Origin of the sequence: Halolamina litorea (assembly GCF_026616205.1) — an archaeon.
Taxonomy (GTDB): domain Archaea; phylum Halobacteriota; class Halobacteria; order Halobacteriales; family Haloferacaceae; genus Halolamina; species Halolamina litorea.
The window spans coordinates 1,054,587-1,072,728 of record NZ_JANHGR010000001.1; the positions used below are offsets into that span (position 1 = coordinate 1,054,587).

The following is an 18,142-nucleotide window of genomic DNA, read 5'->3' on the forward strand; positions in this document are numbered from 1 at the left end:
CGAGGGATGGTTTGTCGAATCGAAAAACGGGTTGGGCGGCTTAGCTGGCCGAGACCAACTCGTAGAACAGCGCTTGCACGTCGACGATGTCGACCGTGCCGTCGTCGTTGAAGTCGAACTTCTCGACGTTGTTCTCCACGGCGTCGTCGTCGAGGTTCGCGAACAGCGCCTGTACGTCGACGATGTCGAGCGTGCCGTCGCCGTTGATGTCCTCGTACTGGCCGTCGCCGTCGGTGTCGGTCACCGGGTTCGCGAAGTCGCCGACCGTCACCTCGGTGACGGTGAGCGAGGCGCCGTTGGTGCCAGTGATGCCGTAGTTGTTGCCGTCCTCGTCGCCAAGGGCGCTGGCGGCGACGGAGAGGTCGGTCGACCCGGCGTTCTCGGCCTCCACCGTGATGGTCGCGATGACCACGCTCCCGGTGTCGGCCGTGTCCATCAGCGCGGCGTCGATGGTCACCGAGGAGCCGTCCGCGGCGATGTCGACGTTGGTCGTCTGTTCGGCCGGGTTCCCTTCGAGGTCGACGCCGGTGATGGCCGCCACGCTCGCGTCGTCCAGCGAGACCGTCGCGGTGTAGGCACCGACACCGCCGTCGGCGGTGTCGACGACCAGATCGTACGTGGTCGTGTCGTCGACCGATATCTCGTCGCTCGTCGGCGAGAGGCTCAGCGACGTGGACTTCTCGGTCACGGTGAGCGACGCGCCGCTCGTGTCGGTGACCGTGTAGCTGGCACCCTGCTCGTTCCCGAGCGCGTCGACGGTCGTCGAGAGGTCGGTCGACCCGGCGCTCACGCCCTGCACGGTGACGGTTGCGACGGTGACGCTCCCGGTGTCGGAGGTGTTCATCAGCGCGGCGTCGATGCTCACCGAGGAGCCGTCCGCGGCGATGTCGATGTCCGTCGTCTGGCCGGCCGGGCTCCCCAGCAGGTCCACGTTCGTGATCGACCCGACGCTCGCGTCGTCGAGCGAGACCGTCGCCGAGTAGGCGCCGACGCCGCCGTCGGCGCTGTCGATCACGAGGTCGAACGTCGTCGTGCCGCCGACGGACGTCTCACCGTCCACCGGGGAGAGGCTCACCGATGTCTCGAGCGCCGGCGGCTCCTCGGTATCGGTGTCCTGTACGGTGACGGTCGTCGTGTCGGTGCTGGTCGCGCCGTCGTCGTCCGTGACCGCGAGTTCGAAGGTGAGCGCGGTCTCCGCGTCCACGTCGGGCGCCGTGAACTCCGGTGTCGCCGACGAGGCGTCCGAGAGCGTCACGTCGGGGCCGCCGGTCTGGGTCCACGCGTAGCTCTCGATGGTGCCGTCGGCGTCCGAGGACGCGTCCCCGGACAGCACCACGGTCGTCGACTCGTCGACGGTCTGGTCGGCGCCAGCGTCGGCGGTCGGCGCCACGTTCTCGGGCTCATCCGGGACGTTCTGGACGGCGACGGTCACCGTGTCGCTGTCGCTGGCCTCGCCGTCGGAGACGGTCACCTCGAAGGTGAGCGTGTCGTCGGCGTCGACCGCGGGGGCGGTGAAACTCGGCGTCGCCGTCGAGGCGTCAGAGAGCGTCACGTCGGGGCCGCCGGTCTGGGTCCACGAGTAGCTCAAGCTGTCGCCGTCCGGGTCGCTCGAACCGCTGGCGTCGAGGGAGACGGACGTGCTCTCGTTGACCGTCTGGTCCGTGCCGGCGTCGGCGGTCGGCGGGCTGTTCGTGTCCGGTTCCTCGACGGTGACGGTCGTGCTGGCGCTGTCGGTCGTCTCGGTGTCGTCAGGGCTCAGCGCCGACCCTTCGAGACCGATGGTGTACTGTCCGGGTTCGGCGTCGTCGGGGACGCTCACCGTGTACTCGACGGTGTAGCTCACGTTGACGCCGTCCTCGTCGCCGGCGAGCCAGGTCCAGGTGCCGTCGTTGTACGCGACCGGACCGTCGGCCGACTGGGACTCGATCTCCCAGCCGTCCGGGGTCGTCGCGCTCAACTGCGGCGCGTTGAGTTCACTGACGACGAAATCGGCCGTCAGCGTCACCGTGTCGCCGGGGGTGACTGTCGTGCTGTCCGCGGACTGGGTGACCGTGACGCTCGGCTGGGCCGCGACCGTCCCGACCGGCCCGAGGACCGAGAGGACGAGCAGCAGCGCCGCGAGCGCGGCGGTCGTCTGTCTGAGGTGTTTGCGTACGGATGGGGTCATGGGTGGTGTGTCGCTGTGGTGGGTGTCGTGGGATCGGTCATCGTGTCGCTACTGCTCGCTGTCGTCCGATTCGACGATCTCGATGGCCCGGACCTCGGGGTTCTCGACCGCGCCGGTTTCGAAGACGACCGTGACGGTGCCGTCGCCGTCGTCGGTGACGGTGACGGCCTTCATCACGCCCGTCGCGTGGCCGGCGTCGGCCACGGGGTCGTACTGGCTGAGGACCTGCTGGCCCTCGATCGAGACGTTGAACTGCCGGTCGCCGGGCTCGCTGGTGCCGGTGAAGGAGTTCGCCATGTAGAGCCGGACCTCGACGGTCTGGCCGGCGTCGACGGAGAACGTCCAGGTCATGTTCCCGTACCGCTCGCAGTCCCAGACGCCGTCGGGGGTGCCGTTGGGAACGGTGCTGCCGGCGGTGACCTCGTCACCGCCGCAGTAGTTGTTGCTCGGGTCGGCGACCGACGTGAGGTACGGCGAACTCGTGTCCGCGGCGCCGGTCCAGTCGGGCCCGTCGTCGGTGGCGGGGACGGTCGTTCCCTCCCCGGCGTTCACGCGGTGCAGGACCTGTGCGGTCGTCGAGTCGCCGCCGTCGCTGTCGTCGTACTTCAGCACGACCACGTTCGAGGTCGCGCCCGTGTCGCCGCCGTCCGCGACGGCCGCGACGAAGTAGTTGAAGCCGCCCTCTGCGCCACTGCTCGACGTGTTCGTCAGCGTCACGTCGACCGTCGCCTCGCCGTTCGCGTCGAGCGTGACCGTCTCGACGGCGACGCTCTCGGCGGTGTTGGCCTCGAACGGTTCGAGGTCGTAGCCGTTCGTCTGGTTGTCGAGCCCGAGCTGGCCCTCCACGTGGAGGAGTTCGACGGTCGCTCCCGCGGGACCGGTGACGGTGACGGTCTGGTTGGCCGCGGTGACCGTCGCCGCGCTGTGGTGGCCCTCCAGCGCGCCGGCGTCGAGCGAGACGTTCTCGGCGCCGATGGTCGGCGCCGTGGGATCGTCGTCGGCCGCGGAGGCCTCTGCGCCCCCGTCGGAGCCGTCGGCGAACAAGCTCGTCGTCTGTGTGGTCCCGTCGGCGTACTCGACGGTGACGGTCGCCCCCGCGAGTTCGAGCCCGGAGACGGAGCCGGCCGCGCCGGTGCTCTGGGCGTTCTTGATGCTCGTCGGGTCGACGTCCGTCGAGAACGCGAACGTCTCGCCCGCGTCGAAGTCGCCGAAGTCGACGACGAGCTGGTCGTAGCCGTCGTCGCCGTTCTGCCCGTTGTGGGGCGCGGCGAAGGAGCCAGTGGGACTCACCGCGCTCGCGCCGCTGTCGGGCGTGAACCCCTTCGCGGTGGCGTCGCCGGCGGTCCCCTGTGGGTCGAAGACCACGTCGGGGAACGCGGCGGTCCCGAGGTCGTACGTGACCGAGGTGATCGCCACGTCGCCGGTGTTGGTGATCTCGAACGAGCCGCTCTCGTAGGTGCTCGCGTCGATCCCGCCGTTCGCGGTGACGGCGAAGTCGGCGGACGCGGTGCCCGCGTCCCCGCCGTCGTCGCTCTCGTTGGCCTGGGTGACCGTGATCGCCGAAACCTTCGCGTTGTCGTTGATCGCGGTGAAGTCGACGTTCAGCGTGCCGTCGGTGACGGTGACGGTGAACGTCTCCTCGGTGGCGTTCAGCGCGCCGACCTCGGCGAAGATGTCGTACTCGCTGAGAACCTGCTGGCCCTCGATCGAGGCGTTGAACAGCCGGTCGTTCTCGTTCGTGCCGTCGGTCGGCCCGGAGGAGTCCGGCGAGTCACTCGGGGCGGCGCCCTGGTAGATCTCGGCGAACTGGAGCGTGACCGTGTACTCGCCGTCCGCCGGAACCGGGATGTCGTAGCCGAACGGGTCGCCGTAGCGCTCGGTGCGGTACAGCGGGTCGTCCTCGGTGTTCCCGATCTCGGGGGGCGAATCCGCCCAGTCCGACGTGCTGTAGGCCGTGCCGCCGTCGAAGTTCGCGTCCGCCTGGTAGACGGTGCCGTCCACGGCGGTGTACTCGGCGCCACCGGCGTTCACCGCGAACACGACATCGTCGGGCTGCTCGGGGTTGCCGTCGTCGACGCTCTCCTCGAGTTTCAGCACGACGACGTTCGAGGCCAGCCCCATGTCGCCGCCTTCCTGCCCGTGCGCGGCGACGAAGTAGTTGTAGCCGGCGTTGTCGTCGCCGTCGGCGGTCGTGTTCGTCAGCGTGACCGGGATGGTCGCCTCGCCGTTGGCGTCGAGCGTTGCCGTGTAGTACTCGACGTCCTGGGCGTTGTTGGCCTCGTAGGCCTCGATGTCGTAGCCCGGCTCGCCGTCGCCGTCGGCGTCCGGGACGTTCGTGAGCGAGAGTTCGCCCTCGACACGCACGAGGGTGACCGTCTCGCCCGGTTCGCCGGTGACCGTGATGCTCTGGTCGGCCGCGGCGACCGTCGCCCCGCTGTGGTAGCCATCGAGGACGCTGCCGTTCAGCGTGAGCCCGTCGGCGCCGACCGTCGGCGCGGGCGCCTCGTCGTCGGTAACGACCGCGGTCGATCCGCCGGCCGAACCGTCACCCATCAGTTGGGTCGTCTGGGTGCTGCCGTCCTCGTAGGTGACCGTGACCGTCGCGCGGGCGAGTTCCAGCCCGGAGACCGGCCCGGCCTCCTGGGAGTTGATCGTCGCGCCCTTGATCGAGGTCGGGTCGTTGTCGGCCCAGAACGTCGCCGTCTCGCCCGACTGGAAGTCGTCGAACTCGACGGTCATCACGTCGTAGCCGTCGTCGGCGTTCTGCCCGTTGTGGGGCTGGCTGAACGCCTCGCCGCTCCCGGGCACCGTCGTGATGCCGGTGTCGCCCTCGTCGGCGATGGTGAACCCCTCGCCGGTCGGGTCGCCCGCAGTCCCCTGCGGGTCGTACACCATGTCCGGCAGCGTCGCCGTGCTCAGGTCGATCGAGACCGACGTGATGTTCATCTCGCCGGTGTTGGTCACCTGGTAGGTGCCGCCGCCGTAGGTGCTGGTCTCGATGCTCGAGTCGGGCGTGATCTCGACGAGCGCCGACCCGGTCTCTTGGGAACCGTCGTCGCCGTCGCCGACCGCCGACTCGGTCGCCCACGCGTTGATGAGCGACTGGATCGTGGCGTCGTCGATGGTCTGGTTGCCGGTGTTGGGCACCTCGCTGTCGGTCGCCCACCAGTTGATCGCCTGCTGGATCTCGCTGTCCTCGACCAGCGAGTCGTTCTCGCCGCCAGCCGCGACGGCCTCGGCGACGGTCAGCGTCTCGGTCGGCGTCGGTTGCACCGTGACGTTGACCGTGTCGGTATCGCTGGCCTCCCCGTCGGAGACGCTCACCTGGAAAGTGTAGGTCGTCTCGCTGCTCACGTCGGGCGCGGTGAACGACACCTGCGCGCTGTCGCTCATGTCGAGCAGGCCCGTGGGCGTGCCGGCGGTCTGGGTCCACGTGTAGCCCAGCAGGCCGTCGTCGCCGTCGGGGTCCGTCGACGCCGATGCGTCGAGCGTGACCTCGGTGCCCGCCTCGACGCTCTGGTCGGCACCGGCGTCAGCCTCGGGCGGCTGGTTCGCCGGCTGATCGACGTACTCGACGTTCAGGTAGCTCCACGTGGCGTCGAACGGCGAACTCGCGCCGTTCGAGGTGGCGATGACGCCCACCGCCGTGCCGTTTCCATCGCTGCTGTCGAACCAAGCCGTCGGGACGGTCGTCTCCCCGACGAACTGTTGGCTCCCGTCGGCCATCGTGTAGTACGCTTCGACGGTGCCGTTGCTCGGGTAGACCGTCATCGAGAGCGTGGTCGTGTTGCCCGCGGTCGGTGCGGGCGGGTTCGCCACGTCGGTGAAGCTTCCGGCTTCCTCGGTGGCCAACTGGACGCCGGAGCCGCTACCGGTGCTGAACCCGGTCACTGTGAGCTTCGCGTAGTTGTCCTGATCGCCGGTGCCGATGTAGATGCCCTGTGACTGGAAGGGCTCCGCGTCGCTCGGCAGCCCGTTCACCGTCGTCTCGACGGTGAAGGGGGCGTCGGCGACGAAGCCGCGCTGGAACGCGAACTGCTGGGTGTTCGTCGCTTGGTGTGCGTCACCCTGCGGGACGTTCTCGACGGTCAGGACCTGTGCGGCCCCGCCGACGGTCATCTGCCCGGGGTCGTAGAGCGTCGCGTAGTCCGACCCGTTGGCCATCAGCCCGGTCCAGCCCTGCCCGCTCTCGCCGAACAGCGACGTCTCGGTGAACGCCATCTCGATCGGCAAGGTGGTCGTCAGCCCGTTGTCCGGGTCGAGCGCGAACAGGTCCTCGGTGTCGTCGATCCCGTCGTCGTCGTCGTCGGGGTCGTTCAGGTCCGAGGTGCCGTCGTCGTCGAAGTCCGCCGGCGTGGACGCGGCCGAACACGGGTCGGTGCCGGCGTCGATCTCGTCGGCGTTGTCGTAGCCGTCGCCGTCCTCGTCGAGGCTCGGGTCGTCGGCGCCGGTACACTGCTCGCCGGAGTCGTCGTTGTCGAAGTCGTTCGGCTCGAACACCGTGATGTCGCCGCGGGCGGTCCAGACGGTCCCCGGGAAGGGGCCGTCGTCGCCGACCGCCTCGATGCCGAGCGCGCTGATGTCGCTGAAGAAGTTCCCGGACTGGCTGACGACGCCCGTCCCGGTCGCGTTCAGTTGGACGCGCTCGACGGAGCTCGCGCCCTCGACGACGAGCAGGTCGCCCTGCATCTCGCCGCCGAAGTTCGAGGCGGTGTACTCGTCGATGCCGCCGGTCCACCCGAACGTGCCGCCGATCGAGTTGTCCTCGGTCGGGTCCTGGTAGTCACACTCGATCGGGTTCACTTCCGAGGCGGGAACGGGGCTGTTCGAGGCGTTGATGTCGAACACCACGTTCCCGTTCGCGTCGTAGATGTCCGCGCCGGTCGGGTTCGCGCGGATCGGGGCCGCGTGGCCGCCGTAGCTCCCCTCGGTCGCGATGTGGAGCTGATCGCCCGTGCCGTAGCTCCCGTCCTCGTTGGGCGCGTTGGTACACACGCCGCCGGCGCCCTCGTTCACCGGCTGGCCGCCCCAGCCGCCGTTCGGCCCGTTGTCGATGACGTATAGCTGGTCGTCGGCCGACAGCACGAGGTCGTAGGGGTTCCGGTAGCCCGAGGAGTAGACCTGCACGGGGCCGTCGGCGAGCCACTTCGCCTGGTTGGCGCCGTCCTGCCCGCCGAAGGGGAGGTCGTCGCCGGGCGTGGCGTCGTCGTTCCCGATCGTCGGGATCGCGTACATGAACTCGACGCTCGGGTAGGACTCGCTGCTGCCCTGCGGGTCGTAGTTCGCGAGGTCCTTGGCCGCGTAGTTCTGCTCGATCGCCGCGAGGTCGATCTCCAACACGGCCGCCGAGAGTGCGTACTCCGGCGTGTGGCCGAAGTTGTCGCTCGGCGCCCCCTTGTTGGTGTGGCCGCCCTGTGCGACGTAGAGCGTCTCGCCGTCGGCGCTCAGGTCGAGCCCGTTGGTCGCGTGGTTCTCCTCGGAGCGGGGGAGCCCGAGCACCATCACGTCGTGGTCGACGCCGTTCAGGCTGTCGCTGCTCCCCCAGTCGAGGGTCAGCCGGGAGATCGCTCCGGAGTTGGTGTCGGTGTCGTCGTCGTCGGTCCCCACATCGATGGTCGGGTCCGAGGAGGAGACGTAGACGATCGGCTCGTCGGCGGTCCCGCCGACGGTCAAGCCGGTCACCTGCCGGGTGTTCTCACCGGGGACGTAGTTCCCGTTGTCGTCGTGGTTCGGGATCGTCTGGACGGCGTCGATCGACGCCTGCGCGGTGACGCTGTAGCTGTTCTCGCCGTTCCGGGTGACGTTCAGCGCGTACACCGTCCCGCTCTGCTGGGCGACGTAGAGCCGACCGTCGGGGCCGAACTCGAGGGCGGTGAGTTGACCCTGATCGAACCCCTGCAGGCTGCTCTTGCCGAAGCCGACCTGTGCCGTGCTCGCCCCCTCGCCGGCGAGGTCGACGGTCAGCGGCGAGTTGTTCCCGGAGTGGGAGACCTCCAGCGTCGCGGCCTTCGGTTGGGCTTCGCTCGGCGCGAACGTCACCGGGACCTCCGCGGACTCGCCGGGCGCGAGCGTCGTCGCCGACGGCGATCCCGCCGAGAACGCGTCGTCACCGGAGACGGTGACGCCGTCGATGGTGATCGAGGCGTCACCCGTGCCGCCGAGGTTGGTCACCGTGACCGTCTCGGTGTCGGTTTCGCCGGTGAGCACCTCGCCGAAGCCGACGCTCGACGGGCCGCCGAGCGTGTCGGGCTCCGGCTCGGCGGCGACTATCTCGATCGCGGAGACCTTCGCGTTGTCCACCACGGTGGTGAAGTTCACGTCGAGCGTGTCGTCGCTCGGCGTCACGGTGAACGACTGCATCGTGCCGGTGTCGTGGCCCACGTCGGCGTGGATGTCGTAGTCGTTCAGGACCGTCTCGCCCTCGATCGCCACGTCGAACTCGCGCTCGCCCGACGCGGTCGCGAAGATCTCGGCGAAGTAGAGCCGGACGTCGTACGTCTGCCCGGCCGTCACGTCGAACGCCCACTGCTGGTCGCCGTAGCGTTCGGTCTGGAACACGTCGGCGGGCGTACTCGACGGGACCGACCCGTCGAGCGTGATCGCGTCACCCGTACTGTACGTCGACGTGCTCCCACTCACGGAGAGGCCGCTCGTGGAGCCCGGCACCGTCCAGTCGGGGCCGCCATCGACGGCCGTGACCGTCGATCCACCTGCGTTCACCCGATACTGTACGTCGCTACTCGTCTGAGCGGTCGCGGTCCCCGCCCCGAGCGCGACTGAGGTCACGCCCACGGACGTGACCATCAGTAACGCGAAGAGGACTGCGACCGCCTTCCGTACTGGTGTCGGTGGCATGTTGGTTGCCGCTGTCCACCACCTGCCGGCCGTGATGGGGCCGCCAGTCGGTGGAACAACGGGCCAACAGAGGTGCTACACCAGTTGTAACCATAAACACACTAACTGGGCCGTAACGTTCTGTATAACGGCGGTTAGCGGTACACAACCATCAGTATACGGTCGACGTCTGTGGTCCACTCTGCCCCGACAGCGTCGACGACGCTGCTCGCCGTTCGTGGAACACTGAGTACGGTCCGCTGTTCACGATGTTCGTCGCGGGAAGTCGGATCGTGACTCACGATCGGGTGCCCACGGCTCGCTGCGCTCGTCTAGGAACGACTTTCCTGATTCAGAGGACGTGCCGCTGTTCGTCTCGGGTCGTTCGACAGAAGAGCCGGAGGAGGGATTTGAACCCTCGACCTATTCCTTACGAAGGAATCGCTCTGCCAGCTGAGCTACCCCGGCGCGCACTCCAACGTACCGCCAACTCGAACATAAGGGTTGCGAAACCCCACCGCGGTCAGTCGATCCGGTCCAGTCGCGCGTCCAGACAGACGTTCAGTTCGTGGGGGGCGTACGACCGCACGACCCGCTCTTCCAGCGTCGTCACCTCGTACTCGTCGCCGGCGGCCGCCACCAGCGCCTCGCGGGCCCGGTCGAAGGGGCCGTCCTCGTGCTGGATGTCGTAGAGGTGGATCACACAGGAGTCCCCGGCGAACGCGACGGCGGCGTCGGCGAACTCCGCGGCGGTGTGAGGGAGGTTCATCACCAAGCGGTCGGCCCATCCCTCGTACTCCTCGGTCAACTCCCGCACGTCGCCGACGTGGGTGGTGATCCGGTCGGCGACGCCGTTGCGCTCCGCGTTCGCTTCGAGGTACGCGATAGCGTCCGGGTTGAGGTCGCAGGCGACCACTTCCGCGCCCGCGTCGGCCATCGGGATCGCGTAGGGACCGACGCCGGCGAACATGTCCAGTACGTGCTCGCCGGGTTCGATCTGCTCCACGACGCGGTTTCGCTCGGTGGCGAGCCGGGGCGAGAAGTAGACCTCGGCCACATCGACGGCGAACTCGTGGCCGTACTCCCGGTGGACGGTCTCCGTCGGCGGGCGTTCGTCGCCCTCGTCGGCGAGCACCTCCCAGTCCCGAACTCGCGTCTCGCCTTTCACCTTCGAGTCGCGGTTGAGCACGCTCCGGACCGGGATGTCCGACTCGACGATGGCCTCGGCGATTTCGGCGGCGCGCTCGGGGTCGTCCTCGTCGACGAGCACCACGTCCCCGAGGCGCTCGTAGGTCGGCTCGTAGCCCAGCAGGTCCGCAGGTGTCTGCTGGGGGGTCCGCTCGGGCACGTCACGGTCCGAGAGGGGCAGGTCCTCGGGAACGGCGTCGGGGTCGGTGACCGGGATGAACAGGTCGCCGTTCTCGACGGCGATGCCGAACGACTGGTCGATCAGGTCCGCCTCCGCGAGGTGCTGTCGGGTCGCCTCGCCGTTCTCGCGGGCGACGACGACGCAGGGCCGCTTCATACCCGAACTCGGCGCCCGCCGCGAGTAAGGGCTGCGGTTGCCCCCGTCGGCGTCTCGCCCCGACCTACGCGAGCGCTTCCAGTAGCTCCGGCGCCGACGCGGCGACTCCCGTTTCGCCGCTCCGAACCTCGCGGTAGCGCTCGGCCGCGGCCTGTGACACCGTCCGTTCGGCCAGCGACCGCCCCTCGACACAGTAGACGGGCGTCGAGGATTCGGTGAGCCGGTCGAGCACGGGAACGAGCCCCGCCGTGAGGTCCACGTCGGCGACGACGACGGCGTCGGCGGCCGCGGCGAACTCGGCAGTTCGGTCGAGCGCCGCGGCGTCGGTCCCCGAGAGCGGGTCGACGGTGACGGTCTCCATCCCCAGCGCGTCCGCCACATCGGCGTCGCTGTCGCCCGTCGCCACGGGGCCGACCGTCGCCTCGACGCCCGCCCGGCCAAGCCGCGTGAGCAGGGGGCCCGCTCGCCCGCCGCCGGCGACGACGTGGACCCGCTCCACGTCGGGCACGTCCGGGGCATCGATCTGTTCGGGGTTCTCCGGGAGCGCGGTCACCCGCGGGCGCTCGGTGACGGGGTCGGCGGTGACCACCGAGGCGACGTCGAACGCCCGCTGCAGCGTCTCGCTGGTGAGCACCGTCTCCGGGGGACCGTCTGCGATCACGCCGCCGTCGGCGACGACGACCAGCCGATCGCAGTACCGCGCCGCGGTGTCGAGGTCGTGGATCGCGGCGACGGCCGCCCGGCCCTCCTCGACCAGCGAGGCGACCGTCTCGAACGTCCGGAGTCGGTGGTTCGGGTCGAGGCTCGCGGTCGGCTCGTCGAGCAACAGGAGCGGCGTTTCCTGTGCTAACGCGCGGGCCAGCAGCACTCGCGAGCGCTCGCCGCCGGATATCTCGGTGACGGGCCGGTCGGCGAACTCGCGTACCTCCGCGCGCTCCATCGCCCGGTCCACGGCGTCGCGGTCCGCTTCGTCCATCGCGCCGAAGCGGGGAACGTGCGGGGTTCGACCCATCTCGACGGCCTCGCGCACGCTGAACGCGAAGGAGACGGCGGTGTCCTGCGGGACCGTCGCGACCCGGCGGCCGATGGCCTTCGCCGAGAGGTCGGCCACGGGGTCGCCCGCCACGACCACCCGACCCAACTCGGGGGTGAGCGTCCCGCGCGCGGCACGTAGGAGCGTGGTCTTCCCGGCCCCGTTAGGGCCGACGAGGCCGACCAGCTCCCCGCGGGCCACGTCGAGACTCACGCCGTCGAGCACGTCGGTGCCGCCGAGGCTCACCGAGAGGTCCTCGACCGACAGTACGGGGTCGTCGGTGGGTGGCGTGTGGTCGTTGGGGGACGGTTCCGTTCGGTTACGCTGATGACTCATAGTTCGTGGACCCTCCGGTTTCGCAGCAGGAAGAGGAAGAACGGCGCGCCGACGGCGGCGGTGACGATGCCCACCGGGAGCTCCTGGGCGCCGCTCCGGGCGACCGTGTCGGCGGCGACGAGGAACGCCGCGCCGGCGACTGACGCCGTCGGCAGCAGCACGCGGTGATCGGGGCCGACGACCAGCCGCAGCACGTGAGGGACGATCAGGCCGACGAAGCCGATGACGCCCGAGACGGCGACGGCGGCGCCGGTGATGACCGCCGAGACAGCGAGCAGCAGTCGCTTGGTCCGCTCGACTTCGATTCCCAGCCCGGCGGCCTCCTCCTCACCCAGCAGCAGGACGTTCAGGTCTCGTGCGTACGCGAGCAAGACGCCGAAGCAGACGAGGACGAACAGGGGGAGCAGCGGGACGCCGGCCACAGGGACGAAATCTCCCCAGCCGGCGTCGTCGAGGTGGCCCATCAGCCAGTAGACGACCTCGCGCATGCTCTGGCCGGAGTGCAGCAGCATGAAGGAGGTGACCGCGCCGAGGAACGTCTGGATCGCCACGCCCGCGAGCAGGAGCGTCGCCACGGGCGTCCGGCCGCCCTCGGTCGCGACGGCGTAGACGACAAACGCCGTCACGAGCGCGCCGACGAACGCCGCCGTCTCCAGTCCGAGCCCGAACGGGAGCAGGGCGGGGGCGACGATGGACGCCACCGCACCGACGGCGGCGCCCGAGGAGACGCCGACGATGGAGGGGTCGGCCATCGGGTTCCGGAAGAACCCCTGCATCACTGTCCCGGCGGCGGCCAGCGCGAACCCCACGAGTGCGCCGAGCAGGATCCGCGGGAGCCGGACGGCCATCACGATGGCCCGATGGGACTCCCGCAGCGAGAACGAGAAGGGGTGGTGCCAGCCGAGGTCGCCGCCGGCGAGGCTCGGGACGGCGACGGCCTCCAGTACGGCCTTCACGACGGTTTCGGCGGGCACCGGGACGGGACCGATCCCGGCGCTGGCGACGATGACGGCGACGAGCGCGAGGCTGAGCGCCGCTGACCAGCCGGCCGCTCGCCGAATCGCGTCCATACCCAAAGCTGAGTTGCGTTAGATAAATACTTATTGCACTAGCTGCCAGGTGGAGTCGATGCGAACGTATGCGACGCTGATGCTCGTACTGTGTACCCTCCTCGCTGGGGCCGCGCCGGCCGCGGCGGTCGGCGCGCCCGGCGCGGGCGCCGTCGATACCGTCGACGCCGCCGACGCCACGCTCCAGCAGGAGACACCCGACTGTTCCTTCCCGTTCACGTCGACCGACGTGACCGGCACCGAGGTGACCGTCGAGGAAGCACCGGAGACCGTGACGACGCTGGGCGCCAGCGCGGCCCAGACGATGTGGGAGATCGGCGGCAAGGAGCAGGTCGTCGGGCTCAGCAGCAACGCCCACTACCTCGCGAACGCCGAGAGCCGGACGAACGTCTCGGCGGCCGGCTTCGGCTACAGCACCGAGGCCGTCGTCGGCACCGAGGCCGACCTCGTGCTCGCGGCGAACATCGTCCCCGACTCGACGGTCACGGCGCTCCGCGACGCCGGCATGACGGTCTACCAGTTCCGGGCCGCCACCTCCGTCTCGGACGTGGCGAACAAGACCGAACTGATCGGTCGGCTTACCGGCAACTGCGAGGGCGCCGCCGAGGCGAACGCGTGGATGAACGCGAACGTCGAGACGGCCACCACCGTCACCGCCGACGCCGAGGCGCCCGACGTGCTGGTCCCCCTCAGCGGCGGTTCGTTGGTCGGCGGCGGGACGTTCATCGACGCGATGGTGACCGCGGCGGGCGGCACCAACCTCGCGGCCGACGCCTTCGAGAGCGCGTACCCCTACCAGGTCTCCGACGAGCGGATCATCGAACTCGACCCCGAGATGCTGGTGCTGCAGGAAGGTCAGGAGGACCTGATCGCCTCCGAACCGTACTCGCTGACGACCGCCGGTGCGAACAACGCCAGCGTCGTCGTCGACGGGAACTACCTGAGCCAACCGGCGCCGCGCTCGGTGGTGTACTCGACCCGGAACCTCACCGAGGGGTTCCACCCCGACGCGGCCGCTGACGCGGAGTGGACCGCGCGGAGCGAGGTGAGCGTCGGCGCCGAGGCGACGACCACCGCGACGGCCGAAGCAACGGCCGAGGCGACGGCGGAAGCGACCGCGACGCAGACGGCGACTCCGACCGAGACTGCCGCCTCGACGGCGACGCCGACCGAGGCCGACGATCAGTCGGCGGAGGAGACTACTGCCTCCGGACCCGGCTTCGGCGGCGTCGCCGCCGTGGCGGCCCTGGGCGCCGGCGCGGCGCTGCTCGCCCGCCGGGACTGAGTCACCAAAACCGCTTTCAGCGCGGCCGGCCCATTTTGACGTATGATCGAGAACATCGTCTACCCCGCCTACCTCGATGCGGCCTACAGCCGCTCGGAGGGCCGCCGGGTGCCGGAGTCGGCGGCCGTCGACGAGCCGACGGTCGACGAGATCGCCAAGGCCGTCCAGCAGGTCGGCTACGACGCCGTCGTCGAGCGGGACAAGACCTACTCCCGCGAGTACGAACAGCGCGGCCGCGTCGTCGTCCAGGGCGCCGACGACGCCTCCAAGAACGACCTCGTGCAGGCCATCGCGGCCTACGTCGGCATCCTCCGGGACTGATGGAGCGAGTCGGCACGGTCTCCCGGACCGCACAGGGACTCGCCATCGCCCGCTGTCCGGGCGCTGACCACCCGCCGATCGGGCGGGCCGTCGTCGACGAGAACCTCGATACCGTCGGGCGGATCGTCGACGTGTTCGGCCCGGTCGAGCAGCCCTACGTCGCGGTCACACCAAACGACCGCTCGAAGCTCACGGCGCTCGTCGGCGGCAAACTCTACGCACGGTAGGACCACAACCGCCAAACCCCTCCCGAGCGAACGCCGGGGCATGACTTCCCGCGCGTTCCGAGGGACGGCCTTCGCCGCCCTCGTCTTCCTCCTCGTCCAGTTGGGGGCGCTGGCGCTGGTTCCCTCCTTCGAGGCCAGCGGCTACCAGCAGTTCGAGAACCCACAGGATCCGACGAACAGCCTGATCTACATCGCGCTGATCCTCGTGATGACGGCGCTGATGCTCGCGGCGTTCAAGTACGACTACGACTGGGTCGTCCGCGCGTTCGTCGTCTTCACCAGCGGCCTGCTCTCGTGGTACGTCCTCGGGACGTTCCTCCCCGACCTCGCCTCGATCCCGGCCGCCGCGCTGGTCTCGGTCGCGCTCTGGGTCTACCCCGAGTGGTACGTCATCGACGCCGCCGGGGTGATGATGGGCGCCGGCGCCGCGGGGCTGTTCGGCATCAGCTTCGGCCTGCTGCCGGCGATCCTGCTGCTCACGGTGCTGGCGGTGTACGACGCCATCTCGGTCTACGGCACCGAGCACATGCTCGACCTGGCCGACGGCGTGCTCGACCTCCGGATCCCGGTCGTGCTCGTGATCCCGCTCACGCTCGGCTTCTCGGTGCTCCCGGAAGACGACGAGGGCGCCGATGCGGCCGCGGACGGCGGCGACACCGACGCTGCCGGTGCTGAACACACCGACGACGAGACTGGTCCGTCGTCGCCGTCCGACGAGGCGGCCATCGAGGGCGAGAGCGATGCCGTCACCGACCGAGACGCCTTCTTCATCGGCCTCGGCGACGCGGTGATGCCGACGGTGCTCGTTGCCAGCGCCGCGCAGTTCCTCGACGCCGGCGCCATCGGCTTCGGACCGATCCCGGCGCTGAACGTCCCCGCGCTGACGGCGATGGTCGGCACGTTCGTGGGGCTGTTCATCCTGCTCCGGATGGTGTTCGCCGGCCGGGCCCACGCGGGGCTGCCGCTGCTCAACGGTGGCGCGATACTGGGCTACCTCGCCGGCGCGCTCGCGGTCGGGGTCCCGCTGACGACGGCGCTCGGACTGTAGAAGCTACTCCTCGCCGACGTACTCCTCGTCGACGTACTCCTCGACGCCCTCCCGAACGCTGACGGCCATCCCGCTGTTGAAGTCCTGCATCCCTTCGGCGGAGAGTTCTGCACGACCGACAGCCAGCAGTTCGCCGTCCTCGTGGACGACGAGCACCTCGTCACCAGGGCGGATGTCGTCGCCGCACTCGTCGACGAACTTCGCGAACGTGTTCTCGCCGTCGCGGACGAACGGCTCGGACTCGTCGCCGACGACGACGCGGTAGGCGAGGCCGTCGAGGTGGTCGTGGAGTCGCCGCCCGCCGGCGAAGCCGAGCGTGAAGCGCCCGTCGGTCCCCATCGATGCCAGCCGGCCGTCGGGGGCGTGGATCTGGCTGGGACGGCCGCCGGTCGAGTAGTCGATCTCGAGGTGGGCCTCCGCGGGGAACAGCGCGTCGCCGGCGCCGCGGCCGAACTGGTAGTCCGCGGTGGTCCGCAGGTCCGCACGCGAGGTCTTGGCCATGCGGGAGCGAGGCGGGTCGCGGGAAAAAGGCTCCCGGATGCCGTCGGCGCGTCGGAGCCTGTCGACGTGTCCGGTTACAGCAGGAACTCCTCCTCGCGCGCGGCCATGTCGTGGAAGGCGTCGGCGGCCTCGACCAGTTCGTCGGCGGTCGAGTTCTCGAAGGCGAACACCTCGATCCGGACGCCCTCGTGGCGCAGGTGCGAACAGAGCCGTGCGAAGTCGCCGTCGCCGCTGACCAGCACGAGCGTGTCCACTTTCGAGGCCAGCGTCACGGCGTCGAGGACGATTCCCACGTCCCAGTCGGCCTTCTGGGAGCCGTCGCCGAACGTCTTGATCTCCTTGATCTTGGTTTCGTAGCCGATCTCCTCAAGCGCCTCGAAGAAGGACTCCTCGTTGGGTGACTCCGCGCGGATCACGTAGGCCAGCGCCCGCACCAGTTCGCGGTCCATCACGGCCTTCTCGAGCAGCCCCGCGTAGTCGATGTTCCGAGAGTAGAGACTCTGAGCGGTGTGGTAGAGGTTCTGCGCGTCGGCGAGGACCGCCACGCGCTGGCCCTCGTGGATCTCCGTCATTACCGGTCGGTTGCGCGGCGTCGCTTAAAAAACACCGTCTCGGGTGTGGCTCCGTCCTCCCGGTAGCCCTGAACTACAGGAAACCTAGGACGACCAATACTTTGTGGCTGTGGGAATACGTTGGTACGATGGACCGACGACGATATCTCGCCCTCACCGGACTCGGTATCACGGGCCTCGCCGGATGCAGCGGTGGCGAAGACCCCGAACTCGTCAGTGAGACGGACGGTACGTCAGACTCGCCTACCGGGAGCGCGACTTCGGAGCCAGATACGGACCCGACGACGGGAACCGACACGTCAACCGACGAACCGACGGAAGAGCCGACCGAGGAGCCGACGGACACGCCCGCCGCCGAACGCGTCACCGCGGCCGTCGGCGAACTCGTCGAGGGTGAGTCGATGAGCCTCGTCGTCGAGTCCTTCGAGCGCGGCGTGAGCCTCGGTGAGTTCACCGAACCGGACAGCGGGAACGAGTTCGTGGAGGTCCAGATGGCCTTGAAGAACACGAGTAGCGAGTACACGGAGGTCAGTAATCTGCTACAGACCCGGCTCCGGGACGACGAGGACTACCAGTACGACCAGACGTTCGGGATGGGGGAGACACCGGCCTTGGACGGGGGACAGTTCGCTCCCGGGGAGGTGGGCCGTGGCGCCGTCCCCTTCGAAATCCCCACCGACGCGTCGGGGCTGGAACTCGTCTTCGACTTCGACGTCTCGCTCTTCGGCGGCATCGACCGGGCCACCATCGACCTCGAGACGGAAGCGGATCAGGTCCACCAGTTGGAGCAGACCCTGCAGGTCGAAGTCTACTCGCCCGGCGATACCGTGGAGTACGGCGACGTGCAAACGGCCGTCAACGAGTTCCGGACGGAGTCGTCGTTGGGTGAGTTCGCCCAGCCCGATGAGGGGAACGAGTTCGTCGTCGTCGACATCTCGATCACGAACAACACCGGCGAGGAACAGCGCTTCTCGACGATCCTCCAGATGATGGTGAAAGACGGCGACGGGTACACCTATCAGGAGGACCTCACCGCGACGAGCCAGCTCGACCGCGGCTTCGACGAGGGAACGCCGCTCTCCGACGGTGAAACCCGACGCGGGGAACTGGCCTACGAGGTCCAAACGGGGCGTTCCCCGCTCTACTGGGCCTTCGAGTTCAGCGTGTTCGCAAGCGGCAACAAGACGTTCTGGCAGTTGCGCTAACCCGTTGGGCGCCCCGTC

Annotated in this window: 12 protein-coding genes and 1 tRNA gene; 5 read left to right on the forward strand and 8 right to left on the reverse strand. The window is 69.2% G+C overall.

What is annotated here, in order from left to right:
* Positions 1 to 40: 40 nt before the first annotated feature.
* The 6 genes from NO998_RS05590 to btuC form a co-directional block, all read right to left on the reverse strand.
* Positions 41 to 2,167, reverse strand: coding sequence for a PKD domain-containing protein (locus NO998_RS05590; protein WP_267646085.1), 2,127 nt, complete (start codon positions 2,165 to 2,167; stop codon positions 41 to 43).
* A gap of 48 nt (positions 2,168 to 2,215) precedes the next feature.
* Positions 2,216 to 9,022, reverse strand: a complete 6,807-nt coding sequence (locus tag NO998_RS05595; protein WP_267646086.1) for a malectin domain-containing carbohydrate-binding protein — start codon at positions 9,020 to 9,022, stop codon at positions 2,216 to 2,218.
* A gap of 374 nt (positions 9,023 to 9,396) precedes the next feature.
* Positions 9,397 to 9,469, reverse strand: a tRNA-Thr gene (locus NO998_RS05600).
* Between the two features lie 55 nt (positions 9,470 to 9,524).
* Positions 9,525 to 10,526, reverse strand: a complete 1,002-nt coding sequence (locus NO998_RS05605; RefSeq protein WP_267646087.1) for a class I SAM-dependent methyltransferase — start codon at positions 10,524 to 10,526, stop codon at positions 9,525 to 9,527.
* A gap of 64 nt (positions 10,527 to 10,590) precedes the next feature.
* A complete protein-coding gene (locus tag NO998_RS05610; RefSeq protein WP_267646088.1) occupies positions 10,591 to 11,895 on the reverse strand; it encodes an ATP-binding cassette domain-containing protein in 1,305 nt (434 codons plus the stop codon).
* Positions 11,892 to 12,965, reverse strand: a complete 1,074-nt coding sequence (gene btuC, locus NO998_RS05615; RefSeq protein WP_267646089.1) for a vitamin B12 ABC transporter permease BtuC — start codon at positions 12,963 to 12,965, stop codon at positions 11,892 to 11,894. The genes NO998_RS05610 and btuC overlap by 4 nt, the downstream gene beginning before the upstream one ends.
* A 58-nt stretch (positions 12,966 to 13,023) precedes the next feature.
* Here btuC and NO998_RS05620 point away from each other — a divergent pair, with 58 nt between their 5' ends.
* From NO998_RS05620 to NO998_RS05635, 4 genes are read left to right on the forward strand one after another with little or no spacing between them, the layout of a single operon-like run.
* A complete protein-coding gene (locus NO998_RS05620; RefSeq protein ID WP_267646090.1) occupies positions 13,024 to 14,250 on the forward strand; it encodes a PGF-CTERM-anchored ABC transporter substrate-binding protein in 1,227 nt (408 codons plus the stop codon).
* Between the two features lie 42 nt (positions 14,251 to 14,292).
* Positions 14,293 to 14,571, forward strand: coding sequence for a signal recognition particle subunit SRP19 (gene srp19, locus NO998_RS05625; protein WP_267646091.1), 279 nt, complete (start codon positions 14,293 to 14,295; stop codon positions 14,569 to 14,571).
* On the forward strand, positions 14,571 to 14,798 hold the full coding sequence (locus NO998_RS05630; protein ID WP_267646092.1) for an H/ACA ribonucleoprotein complex subunit GAR1: 228 nt from the start codon (positions 14,571 to 14,573) through the stop codon (positions 14,796 to 14,798). Before srp19 ends, NO998_RS05630 begins: the two co-directional genes overlap by 1 nt.
* A 40-nt stretch (positions 14,799 to 14,838) precedes the next feature.
* Positions 14,839 to 15,846 carry a presenilin family intramembrane aspartyl protease PSH gene (locus NO998_RS05635; RefSeq protein ID WP_267646093.1) on the forward strand — a complete coding sequence of 336 codons (1,008 nt, stop codon included), beginning with the start codon at positions 14,839 to 14,841 and terminating at the stop codon, positions 15,844 to 15,846.
* Positions 15,847 to 15,849: 3 nt separating this feature from the next.
* Here NO998_RS05635 and NO998_RS05640 read toward each other — a convergent pair whose 3' ends face one another.
* Together NO998_RS05640 and NO998_RS05645 are read right to left on the reverse strand one after the other, a co-directional pair.
* The gene (locus NO998_RS05640; RefSeq protein ID WP_267646094.1) at positions 15,850 to 16,347 is read right to left on the reverse strand and encodes a PUA domain-containing protein; all 498 of its coding nucleotides are present in this window, start codon (positions 16,345 to 16,347) and stop codon (positions 15,850 to 15,852) included.
* A gap of 74 nt (positions 16,348 to 16,421) precedes the next feature.
* Positions 16,422 to 16,919 (reverse strand): LabA-like NYN domain-containing protein, encoded by a 498-nt coding sequence (locus NO998_RS05645; RefSeq protein WP_267646095.1) that lies wholly within the window; start codon positions 16,917 to 16,919, stop codon positions 16,422 to 16,424.
* Between the two features lie 128 nt (positions 16,920 to 17,047).
* Between NO998_RS05645 and NO998_RS05650 the strand changes: the two genes are divergently transcribed.
* Positions 17,048 to 18,124: a DUF4352 domain-containing protein gene (locus NO998_RS05650; protein WP_267646096.1), complete on the forward strand. Its 1,077-nt coding sequence runs from the start codon at positions 17,048 to 17,050 to the stop codon at positions 18,122 to 18,124.
* Positions 18,125 to 18,142: the final 18 nt, after the last annotated feature.